Annotated in this window: 10 protein-coding genes; 9 read left to right on the top strand and 1 reads right to left on the bottom strand. The window is 48.0% G+C overall.

Going from position 1 to position 12,712, the window contains the following annotated elements:
* The 4 genes from ACWA50_RS03675 to ACWA50_RS03660 all read left to right on the top strand — a co-directional run bounded on the left by ACWA50_RS03675 (position 1) and on the right by ACWA50_RS03660 (position 4,666).
* Positions 1 to 1,353: a mannitol dehydrogenase family protein gene (locus ACWA50_RS03675; RefSeq protein ID WP_449343114.1), complete on the top strand. Its 1,353-nt coding sequence runs from the start codon at positions 1 to 3 to the stop codon at positions 1,351 to 1,353.
* 13 nt (positions 1,354 to 1,366) lie between these two features.
* The gene (gene uxaC / locus ACWA50_RS03670) at positions 1,367 to 2,770 is read left to right on the top strand and encodes a glucuronate isomerase (protein WP_431053974.1); all 1,404 of its coding nucleotides are present in this window, start codon (positions 1,367 to 1,369) and stop codon (positions 2,768 to 2,770) included.
* A gap of 9 nt (positions 2,771 to 2,779) precedes the next feature.
* Positions 2,780 to 3,736 (top strand): 2-dehydro-3-deoxygluconokinase, encoded by a 957-nt coding sequence (locus tag ACWA50_RS03665; protein ID WP_431053973.1) that lies wholly within the window; start codon positions 2,780 to 2,782, stop codon positions 3,734 to 3,736.
* Positions 3,737 to 3,838: 102 nt separating this feature from the next.
* Positions 3,839 to 4,666 (top strand): MurR/RpiR family transcriptional regulator, encoded by an 828-nt coding sequence (locus tag ACWA50_RS03660; RefSeq protein ID WP_431053972.1) that lies wholly within the window; start codon positions 3,839 to 3,841, stop codon positions 4,664 to 4,666.
* A gap of 81 nt (positions 4,667 to 4,747) precedes the next feature.
* On the opposite strand, the gene iolB is transcribed toward ACWA50_RS03660, so the two are convergent.
* Positions 4,748 to 5,569: a 5-deoxy-glucuronate isomerase gene (gene iolB / locus ACWA50_RS03655; RefSeq protein ID WP_431053971.1), complete on the bottom strand. Its 822-nt coding sequence runs from the start codon at positions 5,567 to 5,569 to the stop codon at positions 4,748 to 4,750.
* A gap of 216 nt (positions 5,570 to 5,785) precedes the next feature.
* Here iolB and ACWA50_RS03650 point away from each other — a divergent pair, with 216 nt between their 5' ends.
* The 5 genes from ACWA50_RS03650 (at position 5,786) to ACWA50_RS03630 (ending at position 12,360) form a co-directional block, all read left to right on the top strand.
* Positions 5,786 to 7,300 (top strand): CoA-acylating methylmalonate-semialdehyde dehydrogenase, encoded by a 1,515-nt coding sequence (locus tag ACWA50_RS03650; protein ID WP_431053970.1) that lies wholly within the window; start codon positions 5,786 to 5,788, stop codon positions 7,298 to 7,300.
* A gap of 78 nt (positions 7,301 to 7,378) precedes the next feature.
* A complete protein-coding gene (locus tag ACWA50_RS03645) occupies positions 7,379 to 8,512 on the top strand; it encodes a Gfo/Idh/MocA family protein (RefSeq protein ID WP_431053969.1) in 1,134 nt (377 codons plus the stop codon).
* Positions 8,513 to 8,773: 261 nt separating this feature from the next.
* A complete protein-coding gene (locus ACWA50_RS03640) occupies positions 8,774 to 9,703 on the top strand; it encodes a substrate-binding domain-containing protein (RefSeq protein WP_431053968.1) in 930 nt (309 codons plus the stop codon).
* Positions 9,704 to 9,765: 62 nt separating this feature from the next.
* Positions 9,766 to 11,304 (top strand): sugar ABC transporter ATP-binding protein, encoded by a 1,539-nt coding sequence (locus ACWA50_RS03635; RefSeq protein WP_431053967.1) that lies wholly within the window; start codon positions 9,766 to 9,768, stop codon positions 11,302 to 11,304.
* 27 nt (positions 11,305 to 11,331) lie between these two features.
* Positions 11,332 to 12,360 carry an ABC transporter permease gene (locus ACWA50_RS03630; protein ID WP_431053966.1) on the top strand — a complete coding sequence of 343 codons (1,029 nt, stop codon included), beginning with the start codon at positions 11,332 to 11,334 and terminating at the stop codon, positions 12,358 to 12,360.
* Positions 12,361 to 12,712 lie beyond the last annotated feature (352 nt).

Genomic DNA, 12,712 nt, shown 5'->3' with positions numbered 1-12,712 from the left:
ATGGATGAAACAAATCAACAGAGTGAAATTCAATGGCTCTATTATGAAGTAAATTTAATGGCAGGGCTTGAACCAATCGTAAAATTAAGAAAGCAGAATTTGCAATACCATGTTTTTGAAAAAGGTGTAAATAAAAATACTCTAAAGAAAGTTAGAGCCATTTATGATGCTTTTCATCCTAAGTTAGATAGTATTAATACTATTCTAGAAAAAATGGCAGAACCGCAGATTGCGATTGTGTCTTTAACCGTCACCGAAAAAGGCTATTGCACCGATCTTGCCACCGGCAAATTGGATTTAAACAATCCGTTGATCCAACAAGATCTGGCTAATCCGCAACAGCCGAGTTCGGCGATCGGTTATATCGTGGAAGCGTTGCGGCGGCGTAAGCAGCGTAATCTCGCGCCTTTCACCGTGATGTCGTGCGATAACGTGATGGAAAACGGGCATATTGCCAAAAGTGCGGTTTTAGGATTGGCATACCAAATCGACACGGAACTGGCGCAATGGATTGAACGGAACGTAACGTTTCCTTGCACCATGGTCGATCGGATTGTCCCGGCGGCAACCGATGAAACCTTGCAGGAAATCGCCGAGATTCTGGGTTATTACGATCCGTGCGCAATTGCCTGTGAAGAATTCAAACAATGGGTGATCGAAGATAATTTTGTTGCCAGTCGTCCGCAATGGGAGTTGGTCGGCGCGGAATTGGTGGCAGATGTACGTCCGTTTGAACAGATGAAACTGCGTATGCTGAACGGCAGCCACTCCTTTTTAGCCTATTTGGGCTATCTCGGCGGTTACGAACATATCTCCGACACTATGAATGACAGTGATTACCGCGCTGCCGCCCATCGGTTAATGTTGCAAGAACAAGCGCCGACCTTGAATATGCCGCAAGGCACGGATTTGGCGCGCTATGCCGACTTGCTGATCGAACGCTTTACCAATCCGGGCTTGAAACACCGCACTTGGCAAATTGCGATGGACGGCAGTCAAAAACTGCCGCCGCGTTTATTGGAATCGATCAGCTATCACTTGCAACAACAGCAACCGTTCCCGTTATTGGCTTTGGCGGTTGCCGCTTGGATGCGCTATATCAGCGGCGTTGATGAACAGCAACAGCCGATTGAGGTAAAAGACCCGATGAGCGCACAATTTGCGGCGATTTATGCCAAGTGCGGTCTGAATGCGGCTGTGGTCGATGAATTGTTGCAACTAGACAATATTTTCTCACCGCAACTGGCGGCAAATCCGATTTTTGTGGCACAAGTGAAACAGGCATACCAAAAATTACTCGATGTCGGCGCACGCCGAGCGGTTGCCGAGTATTTGGCGTTAGCGCAACACTAGTCAGGAGCTAAAAATGAAACCGTTTATGTGTGAAGATTTTCTGCTGTCAAACGAAACTGCACGCCGCTTATACCACGATTACGCCGCGCAACAGCCGATTTTTGATTACCATTGCCATCTCAATCCGCAAGAGATTGCGGAAAACCGCCAATTTAACGATTTGAGCGAAATCTGGCTGGAGGGCGATCACTATAAATGGCGTGCCTTGCGCACCGCCGGGGTGGAAGAACGCCTGATCACCGGCGATGCCTCGAATTATGAAAAATATCTGGCGTGGGCGCGCACCGTGCCGTTGTGTATCGGCAACCCGATTTACCATTGGACGCATTTGGAACTGCGCCGTCCGTTCGGTATTCGCGATACCTTATTTAATTTGCAAAATGCCGACAAAATTTGGCAACAATGCAATGAAATGCTGCAAGATCGCCGTTTCTCGGCGCAAGGCATTATGCAACAAATGCATGTCAAATTGGTCGGCACAACCGATGATCCGATTGACAGTTTGCAATACCATCAAGCCATTGCCGCTGATCCGACCTTCGATATCGAAGTCGTGCCGAGTTTCCGTCCGGATAAGGCGTTCAAGATCGAATTACCGCACTTTAACGACTATTTAGCCCAGCTGGGTGCGGTCAGCGATATTGAGATCGTCACTTTTGCCGATTTACAACAGGCGCTATTGAACCGCTTGGATCATTTTGACCGCCACGGCTGCAAATCCGCCGACCACGGCATTGAAATCTTGCGTTTCGCGCCGATTCCGACAGAAAAAGAGCTGGATCGGATTTTACAATTGCGGCGTGATAATCAGCCGTTGAGCGAGTTACAAATCGCCCGGTTCAGCACGGCGGTGTTGGTGTGGCTGGCACAGCAATATCACCAACGTCGTTGGGTAATGCAATTACATATCGGTGCGTTGCGCAACAATAATACGCGCATGTTTAAGCTGTTGGGTGCAGATGCCGGTTTTGATTCGATTGCCGACCGCACTTTTGCCGAACCGCTTTCGCGTTTGCTCGACACGATAGACCAAAACGATTGCCTGCCGAAAACCATTATTTATTGCCTTAACCCGCGCGATAACGAAATGATCGCCAGTATGATCGGCAATTTCCAAGGCGGCGGCGTTGCGGGAAAAATCCAATTCGGTTCGGGCTGGTGGTTTAACGATCAAAAAGACGGCATGGAGCGCCAACTGCAACAACTTTCGCAATTGGGCTTGTTAAGCCAATTTGTCGGTATGCTGACCGATTCGCGCAGTTTCTTGTCCTACACCCGCCACGAATATTTCCGCCGTATTTTGTGTGAAATGTTGGGGCAATGGGTGGAAAAAGGCGAAGCGCCGAATGATCTCAATGTGTTGGGCGACATGGTGAAAAACATCTGTTTCAACAACGCCAAAGGTTATTTTAAATAGGGTTATACTATGAAAAAAATCGCAATTATCGGCGAATGTATGATCGAGCTGTCGCTGAAACAGGCAAAGCCACCGCAATTGGCGTTCGGCGGCGATACCTTGAATACCGCCGTTTATCTGGCGCGCTTGCTGAAAAATCAAGCTGCTGAAATCCATTATGTAACCGCACTTGGGCAAGATACGTTCAGCCGGCAGATGTTGGCGCAGTGGCAGCTAGAAGGCATTCGCACCGAGTTGGTGCAAATCTTGGCGGACAAATTGCCCGGTTTGTATTCGATTGTCACCGATCCGCAAGGCGAGCGCAGTTTCTATTATTGGCGCAACGATTCGGCGGCGCGTTACTGGCTGCAAACCACCGACAGCGCGGCGATTACGGCACAATTGGCAACCTTTGATTATCTCTATCTCAGCGGTATCAGTCTGGCGATTTTGGATCAGGCAAGCCGAGAAAAACTGTACGCCTTGTTAGCCGAATTTAAACGCAACGGCGGCAAGCTGGTGTTCGATAACAACTACCGCCCGCGCCTGTGGCAAGATGTGGCAACCGCACAGCAGGCGTATCAACAAATCTTATCGCTTAGCGATATTGCCTTTTTAACCCTTGACGATGAAACCGCACTTTGGGGCGGTAAATCCGGTGAAAGTGCGGTTGAAACGGTGATTGCGCGCACGCAGGGTTATGGCGTGAACGAAATCGTGATTAAGCGCGGCGCAGACAGTTGCATTGTCGCCGTGCAGCGGCAACGCGTTGACATCGCCGCCAATAACATTGCCGCCGAAAAGGTGATCGACACCACCGCCGCCGGCGACTCGTTCAGCGCCGGTTATTTGGCGGCACGCTTATGCGGCGGTGAGGTGCAAAGTGCGGTGCGGCAAGGACACCAACTGGCCGGCACGGTGATTCAACACCGCGGCGCAATTATCCCGTTGGCAGCAATGCCGAAACATTCGATCGTCTTCATATGAAATAAATTTTCTAATTTTATTAAAAAACAAGCAATTGGTGGCTTATCATTAACCATAAAAGCTCTTATAATGTTGACAATATTTCACTATTGAGAACATAACATGAATAAATCGTTAGAGCTGGAGCAGCTAGAGAATGAGATCCGGGAGCGTTACGACAGCCTGAGTAAACGTTTAAAACAGGTTGCCAAGTATATCCTTGATAACCCGAACAGTATTGTATTTGACACGGTTGCGGTGATCGCAGAACGCGCGGATGTGCCGCCTTCGACCTTGATTCGCTTTGCCAATGCTTTCGGCTATAGCGGTTTTAATGAGATGAAACAAATATTCCGTCAAAATCTGATGGAAGAAACCGTGAATTACAGTGAGCGGGCGCAACTATTTGATCAACTTGATCCGGAAAATGCCACGCAAGGCGCACCGAATGAGATTTTGAGCGTCTTTGCACAGGCAAATCACCAAGCCTTATTGCAACTGAGTGCACAGACCGGTCGTGAGCAGTTGGAAAGGGCGGTGGATATTTTGGATTCAGCCAATAATATCTTTATTATCGGCTTGAAACGCTCATTTAGCGTGGCGAGTTATCTGAATTACGCCTTGCACCATTTAAATTGCCATTCTTATATTATCGATGGTTTAGGCGGGATGTTTGAGGAGCAATTAAATCTGATTAAGCCCGGTGACGCCGTGGTAGCAATCAGTTTTTCACCTTATGCCAAAGAAACGCTGAATATTATGAATGCGGCGGCGAAAAACGGGGTGAAACAAATTGCCATCACCGACAGTCAAATCAGCCCGTTAATCAGCTTCAGCGACGAGGCGTTTATTGTGAAAGAAGCACAAGTCAGCGGCTTCCGTTCGCAATGCGCCACCATGACCTTAGTGCAAACCTTGGCGATTTCGTTGGCGTTTAAGCGTAAAGAATAAAATTTCTGTGAAACGAAAATAAGCCTGTCGCTGTGTTACGGCAGGCTTTTTCATAGAATTTATATAGAACCTATATAAAACTTATTTAAACTTCTCCGCATACGCCTCACTGTTAATCCACTGATGATCTTGTTCCCAAGTGAAACGCCATTTGCGCACCGGTCCTGCCATCACGTTAAGGTAATAATTGTTATAACCGGCAATGGTCGCAACCGGGTGGTAACCTTTCGGCACTTTGACTACATCGCCGTCATACACCGCCATGCATTCGTCCAACGTGCGGTCATCGGTATACACCCGTTGCAGGCAGAAGCCCTGTTTCGGTTCGAAACGGTGGTAATAGGTCTCTTCCAGATAGGTTTCGCTTTCGCTGTTTTTTTGATCGTGTTTGTGGCTTGGGAATGAGCTGGTGTTGCCTTCGTCGGTAAAAACTTCCACCACCAGCAAACTGTCGGCAGCTTCGGTTTCCGGCAGGATATTGTGCACTAAACGTTGGTTATTGCCGTAACCGCGTTTTTCCACCCCGACCTCTTCCGGTTTGATCACCCGAATCGGCAGATTGCCTTGGCTTGGCGCGCGGCAAATCGCCAATTCCAACTCGGTGTCGGCGATCACCAACACACTCTTCTGGTGCGGCACATATAATGAATAGGGCGGAATGCGTTCAAATGGCGAAGTGCGGTTGCCCAGATGTTCAAAAATTTTGGCATCGACCGCAAAAGAGGCGTAACCGGACACCACCACAAAGCAAACCTCGGTGTTTTCCGTATGGATTTCAACGGTTTTTCCGGCGGACAAATGCAGCAGTTCGAAACCGACATATTCCCAACCGGCATTTTGTGGGGTGATTTGTTGGCGGAAACCGTCTTCAATAGGATTAGATTTGGATAATAATCGACTCATGCTTAACCTCGCGTTGTTATTAGGGTCTGTTAGCTGAAAAAAGTATAGCGGATAACCGCACTTTGCTGAACGAGATCTTGTTCAAGATTCTACTTAGATCACAAAAAATGAAATAAAAATTTCATTTTAGCGTTTTTATGGTTGAAAAAGCTGTTTCGTAGGGGTATTGTGTAGGTGAGATTTCTATCTATTGCCAACTTTTGATTGAGGAAAAATATGAGCCAGTTTATCCCAAATTTTATTAACGGTCATGTGGTTGAGAGCCAAAGTGATCGTTTAACCCCTGTGTTTAATCCGGCAACCGGCGAGCAAACCAAGCAAGTGAAGCTCAGTACGGTGAGTGAAGTTGAAGCGGCAATTGCCGCCGCACAAGCCGCCTATCCGGCATGGTCGCAACAATCTCCGCTGCGCCGAGCCAGAATTTTATTTAAATTCAAAGAATTACTAGAAGCCAGCTTTGACGAATTGGCAAAATTAATCACCAGTGAACACGGCAAAATTTATTCCGATTCGATCGGCGAATTGACCCGTGGTTTGGAAGTGGTCGAGTTTGCCACCGGCATACCGCACTTGTTGAAAGGCGAGTTTTCCGCCAATGTCGGGCGCGGCATTGATACCCATTCCGTTATGCAGCCGTTAGGCGTGGTAGCCGGGATTACCCCGTTTAACTTCCCGGCAATGGTGCCGATGTGGATGTTCCCGATTGCATTGGCGTGCGGCAATACCTTTGTGTTGAAACCGTCGGAAAAAGATCCGTCGTTGTCCATCCGTATTGCGGAATTATTAAAACAAGCCGGCTTGCCGGACGGCGTATTCAACGTGGTGCAAGGCGATAAAGAAGCGGTGGATGTGCTGTTGCGTGATCCGCGTATTCAAGCGGTGAGCTTTGTCGGCTCGACCCCGATTGCGCAATATATTTATGAAACCGGTTCGGCACACGGGAAACGGGTGCAAGCGTTGGGCGGCGCGAAAAACCATGCCTTGATTATGCCGGATGCGGATATTGAAATGACGGCCAATGCGTTATTGGGCGCGGCATTCGGGGCGGCAGGCGAACGTTGTATGGCGTTATCGGTTGCGGTCACCACCGATGACAAAGTCGCTGACGCCTTAGTGAACAGTTTAAAACCAAAAGTCGAGGCGTTGCGTATCGGTCCGGGCGTGTTGCCGCAAGGACAAAAAGAAAACGATATGGGGCCGTTAATCTCCAAACAACATCTGGAAAAAGTATCCGGTTATGTCGATCAAGGTGTTGCGGCGGGTGCAACGCTAGTCGTCGATGGTCGTAATTATCAAGTCGCCGGGCATGAAAACGGCTATTTTATCGGCGGAAGTTTGTTTGATCATGTCACAACGGAGATGAGTATTTATCAGGAGGAAATCTTCGGGCCGGTGCTGTGTGTGGTCAGAGCGAAAGATTATGCCAGTGCGATTAAATTGATTAATGATCATCAATATGGCAACGGCAGTGCGATTTTCACCAGTGATGGCGACGCGGCGCGTCAATATAGCCAAGATGTGTTAGCGGGCATGGTTGGTATTAACGTACCGATTCCGGTGCCGATTGCTTACCACTGCTTCGGCGGTTGGAAATCTTCGATTTTCGGCGCTTTGAATGTATACGGTCCTGACGGCGTGCGTTTCTATACCCGCATGAAAACCATTACCAGCCGTTGGCCGAACCATAACGTGCGCGAACAAGGGGCGGCATTCAGTATGCCGACCTTGTAAGTCACGGCTTAACATAACCCGTTTAGGCGGATATTTGATATCCGTCTTTTTTGAATACAGATGAATCAGGAGGAATTTATGCAAACCGTTAGAGTCGGCTTGATTGGTACGGGTTATATCGGGCGCTGCCATGCGATTGCTTATGCACAAGCGCCGACCGTATTTAACCTACAAGGTAAATTAGCGTTGGAATATTTGGCAGAAATCACACCGGAATTGGCTGCTCAGAAAGCGCAGGAATTCGGCTTCAAACGCGCCACCGGCGATTGGCGTGAGGTGGTGCGCGATCCGAATGTGGATGTGGTCGATATTTGCACGCCGAATTTTTTACATAAAGAAATTGCGTTAGAAGCGATTAAACACGGCAAGCATGTTTATTCGGAAAAGCCGTTGGCACTGACCGCACTTGAAGCCAAAGAGATGTATGATGCCGCCACTCAGGCGGGGATTAAAACGCTGGTCGGATTTAATTACATGAAGAATCCGACCAGTCAGTTGGCAAGAGAGATTATCCAAAAAGGGGAAATCGGCGAAGTGGTTCATTTTTACGGCACGCATAATGAAGACTATCTTGCCAGCCCGAATACCCCGATTGATTGGCACTGTTATCGCGCTAAGGCGGGCTTGGGGGCACTGGGTGATATTGGCGCACACATTATCAATATGGCGCAATACTTGTTGGGCGAGGATATTGTCAGCGTGAGCGGTGACTTACAAACCGTGATTAAACAACGCCCGGATCCGCAAGATCGCAGCAAGTTGATTGAGGTGGAAAACGAAGACCAAGCCAGCGCGCTACTGCGTTTTGCCAGCGGCACAATGGGGACGATTGAAACCTCCAGAATTGCCTGCGGTAGAAAAATGGGGCTGACTTATGTCGTCACCGGCACCAAAGGCACGATCAGCTACACCCAAGAGCGGATGGCGGAATTAAAGTTGTATCTGCATGATGACGATCCGGCACGGCAAGGCTTCAAAACCATTTTGACCGGCCCGCTACATCCCGACTATAAACCGTTTTGCGTCAGTGCCGGGCACGGGATCGGTTTCAATGATCAAAAAACCGTTGAAATCCGTGATCTGATCGTCGGGTTGACCGAAGACAAACCGATGTGGCCCGACTTTGAAGAAGGCTATAAAGTATCCCGAATTTTGGAAGCGATTGCCAAATCAGCCGACAGCAAACGCTGGGTTGATGTCAATGAAATCTAGATAAAATGAAATAAGCAGATCATTTTTATGATCTGCTTAACAAAACTGAAACAAACTTTCCAACAATAGACTAAATAGTGCTATCCTTCTTTGCGAAATGAATCAAGCATTTCATATTTTTAATATCTTGATTTTTTATTCGATATTAAATAAATCACATTTACACGTCGTATTTCTTAACGAATAAAATAATGCATCGATGGTTACCAATGTGTTTTTTCTAATCGTATGATGCCACATACCATATCATGAGGTGAATCTATGAAAAAAAGCAGCAAATTAGCCCTTTCTTTATTAACGCTGGGTCTGGCGTTTAATGTCGCCGCGAAAGACGAATTGGTGGTTTTCAGCTTGCCAAACTTGTCCAGCCCGTTTGAAGTGCAATTGTCCAAATCCGCGCTGAATACCGCGAAAGAATTACAAGTCAACCTGCAAGTTTTGGACGGGCAAAGCAGCTCGACCAAACAAGCCGCCGATTTGGAAAATGCCATTACCAAAGGTGCAAAAGGCATCATTATTGCGCCGAACGATGTGAATGCGATTGCCGCCGCAGTGGAAGAAATTATTGATGAAAAAATCCCGGCTGCAACCTTGGATCGTAAAGTGCAAAGCAGTGAGCCGATTGCGCACTTCGGTGCCAATAACTACACCGGCGGACAAGAGATCGCCAATGTGGTCAAAGGCAAATTCCCTGACGGGGCAAATATCATTCTGTTAAGCGGGCAACCGGGTTCAAGCTCCAATATCGAGCGCATGAACGGCATTCGTGATGGTTTGAAAGAAGCAAAATATACTATTTTGGTCGATCAAACCGGCAACTGGTTGCGTTCCGAAGGCTTACGCATTATCGAAAGCGTGCTGCCGACCTTGAAACAAAAACCGGATGTGATTGTCTCCGCCAATGACGATATGGCATTGGGCGCAATCGAAGCCTTGCACGGTTTGGGTTATAAAGCGGGCGATATCGTAGTGACGGGCTTTGATGCCGGTCCGGAAGCGTTGTCCCGCATTAAAGAAGGCTGGTTATATGCCACTGCCGATCAACGCCCGAGCTATGCGGTCAAAACCGCACTTGAACAAGTCGTGTCTAAAGCGCGCGGCGAAGGCGAGGTTCAGGGACTGGATTTCGCACCGACAATTATTACCCAAAGTAATTTAAACGAGGCGGAACGCATCGGCGAAGTCAAATAATTTAACATTCAATTTTCGACCTTTATAGCAAACGATATAAAGGTCGAATCTGTGAGGTTTGTATGTCAGTCCCTTTATTAAAAGTCCAAAATCTGAGCAAAAGTTTTTCCGGCGTGATGGCATTAAACGGTGTGCAATTAACGGTTGCCGCCGGCGAAGTGCACGCCCTGTTAGGGGAAAACGGCGCCGGCAAATCGACCTTGCTGAAAGCCTTGTCCGGTGCGCAGCCGCAGACCAGCGGCGAGATTATTTTTAATGATAAACCCTTGGATATCAATGATACGCCACATGCCAGACAATTACAGGGTATCGTCACCATTTATCAAGAATTTAATTTGCTGCCGAATATGACGGTGGCGGAAAACTTCTTTCTCGGCCGAGAACCGCTCCGCAACGGTATCTTTGTTGACCGCAAAAATCTCGAGCAAGAAGCTAAAATGGTATTGGATAATCTGAACCTGAATATTTCACCGAATGCGCAAGTGGCGCAGTTGAGTGTGGCAAAACAGCAAATGGTGGAGATTGCCCGAGCGCTGACGCTGAATGCCAAATTAATCATTATGGATGAACCGTCGGCGGCATTGAGCGATAAAGAAGTGGAAACCCTGCACCAAATCGTACGCGATTTGAAAGCGCGCGGCGTGAGCATTATCTATGTGACCCACCGTTTAAACGAAGTGTTTGCCCTTTGTGACCGATTTACGGTTTTCCAAGATGGTCGCTATACCGGCGAAGGCAATGTTGCCGAAACCAATGTCGATGAAATTATTCGCATGATGGTGGGGCGGAATGTGATTTTCAACCGCCGTCCGTCAAGCGAAACTCAACACAAAGACAAACCGGTGGTGCTGTCCGTTCGCCATCTGAAAAAAGAGAAACCGCAAATGGATCCGCACGGTATCGCATTGCACGATGTGAGTTTTGATATCCACCAAGGTGAAGTGTTGGGGATTGCCGGGCTGGTTGGTGCAGGGCGGACGGAAATTGCCCGTTGCCTGTTTGGTGCCGATCACTATCAATCGGGTGAAATCACCCTCAACGGCGCACCGTACCATGCCAATTCGCCGCTAGAGGCTTTGGATCAGGGGATTGCGCTGGTGCCGGAAGACCGCAAAAAAGAAGGGCTGGTGCTGGGTCTGCCGATCCGAACCAACATGACGCTTTCCAATCTGAAAAACCTGCTGACGATGAAATGGTTTGTCAATGAAAGCAGCGAAACGGATCTGATCGAGGCATATCGTCAGGCACTCAGAATAAAAATGGCCAGTTCATCGTTAGAAGCGCGCAAACTGTCCGGTGGAAATCAGCAAAAAATCATTCTTGCCCGCTGTATGTCATTAAATCCAAAAGTATTAATCGTTGACGAACCGACGCGCGGCATTGATGTCGGCGCAAAATCCGAAGTGCACCAAGTGCTGTTTGATATGGCCAAAAAAGGGGTTGCCGTGTTGGTAATTTCTTCCGATTTACCGGAAATTATGGCGATTTCAGACCGTATTATCACACTTTCGGAAGGAAAAGTGACCGGTGAAATTCACGGCGACGACGCAACCGAAGAAAAATTAATGTCAATGATGGCGATCGGTGTAAACCGGCATTAATCAGCCTTGTAAGATAAGGAAATTATTATGTTTGAGAATATGCTAAAAAATTTAGGGATTGTGGACGAAAACGGTAAAAAAGACCCGATTGCGTTTTTTGAGCGTTTTGGCGTGTTGGTATTTTTGGTTTTTCTGATTATCTTTTTCCAATTCCAAAACAGTGCGTTTTTATCCGAGCGCAACATTTTTAATATTTTGACCGAAGTCTCGATTTTCGGGATTATGGCGGTCGGTATGACCTTCGTGATTTTAACCGCCGGGATTGACCTTTCCGTCGGCTCGGTGTTGGCGGTGTGTGCCATTTTCGCCGCCCACGTGATTAAAGGTGATAACACCGTCACGGTCGAACCCGGCGCATGGGGCGGCATGAGTTGGCTTATCGGTTTAGGTATCTGTTTGGCAATGGGAACGTTCATCGGCTGGTTACACGGTTTGGGCGTCACCAAACTGAAAATCCCGCCGTTTATCGTCACCCTGGGCGGCATGACGATTTGGCGCGGTTTAACACTGGTGATTAATGACGGTGCGCCGATTGCCGGTTTCGATCAAGGTTATCGTTGGTGGGGGCGCGGCGATCTGCTCGGCATACCGGTTCCGGTGGTGATCTTTGCGATTGTCGCCATCCTAGGTTATATCGCCTTGCATAAAACCCGTTGGGGGCGCTATGTCTATGCCGTCGGCGGCAATCCGGAAGCGGCGCGCCTCGCCGGGGTGAATATCAACCGCACTTTGGTCAGTGTCTATGTCGTCATCGGCGCATTGGCGGGACTTGCCGGTTTTATCCTGAGCGCCCGTCTGGGCAGTGCCGAATCGGTCGCCGGGGTTGCGTTTGAATTACGGGTCATTGCCTCGGTCGTTATCGGCGGCACTTCCTTGATGGGCGGCTATGGCCGTATCACCGGCACCATCTTCGGCTCGATTATCATGGGCGTGTTGATCAACGGCTTGGTTCTGATGGACGTCTCCGCCTACTATCAACAGATCATCATGGGCGCAATTATTATCCTCGCGGTTTCGTTTGATACTTATGCGAAAAGCCGGAGAGGGGCAGTTTAGTTACTCTGAATTTAATATTCTAAAGCGTTAGCAAAGCCGAATCGGGACAAAGACTTCCACTCGGCTTTTCTTATTTTATTTTTTCTTACCGCCGTTTAACAATCCCACCATAGTTTTCCGCTTATCCCCACTGTCTCTATACAACTATTCTTCGATCGTGATCACACAATCAATTAAAGTTGATTGTAAAAAGCCACAAAATCAATTTTAATTGATTATACGGATTTTTAATAAAAAATATTTGAGTAAATAACATGGTAAAACTAAATCAAACGCGGGATTTTCCAACGTTAACCTATCCTTTAACACTGGTTGATAAACAGATTTTGCGTTCGCAGGAACCGGTTTTGAC

Source organism: Testudinibacter sp. P17/SS/0325 (assembly GCF_053570765.1).
Note: the sequence above shows the minus strand (reverse complement) of the source record. Positions and strands in the feature narration are given on the sequence as shown.

Bases quoted from the DNA above. Each gene is read 5' to 3' on its own strand.
- ACWA50_RS03675 (WP_449343114.1), top strand. From the start codon at position 1: ATGGATGAAACAAATCAACAGAGTGAAATTCAATGGCTCTATTATGAA.
- uxaC (WP_431053974.1), top strand. From the start codon at position 1,367: ATGAAACCGTTTATGTGTGAAGATTTTCTGCTGTCAAACGAAACTGCA.
- ACWA50_RS03665 (WP_431053973.1), top strand. From the start codon at position 2,780: ATGAAAAAAATCGCAATTATCGGCGAATGTATGATCGAGCTGTCGCTG.
- ACWA50_RS03660 (WP_431053972.1), top strand. From the start codon at position 3,839: ATGAATAAATCGTTAGAGCTGGAGCAGCTAGAGAATGAGATCCGGGAG.
- iolB (WP_431053971.1), bottom strand. From the start codon at position 5,569: ATGAGTCGATTATTATCCAAATCTAATCCTATTGAAGACGGTTTCCGC.
- ACWA50_RS03650 (WP_431053970.1), top strand. From the start codon at position 5,786: ATGAGCCAGTTTATCCCAAATTTTATTAACGGTCATGTGGTTGAGAGC.
- ACWA50_RS03645 (WP_431053969.1), top strand. From the start codon at position 7,379: ATGCAAACCGTTAGAGTCGGCTTGATTGGTACGGGTTATATCGGGCGC.
- ACWA50_RS03640 (WP_431053968.1), top strand. From the start codon at position 8,774: ATGAAAAAAAGCAGCAAATTAGCCCTTTCTTTATTAACGCTGGGTCTG.
- ACWA50_RS03635 (WP_431053967.1), top strand. From the start codon at position 9,766: ATGTCAGTCCCTTTATTAAAAGTCCAAAATCTGAGCAAAAGTTTTTCC.
- ACWA50_RS03630 (WP_431053966.1), top strand. From the start codon at position 11,332: ATGTTTGAGAATATGCTAAAAAATTTAGGGATTGTGGACGAAAACGGT.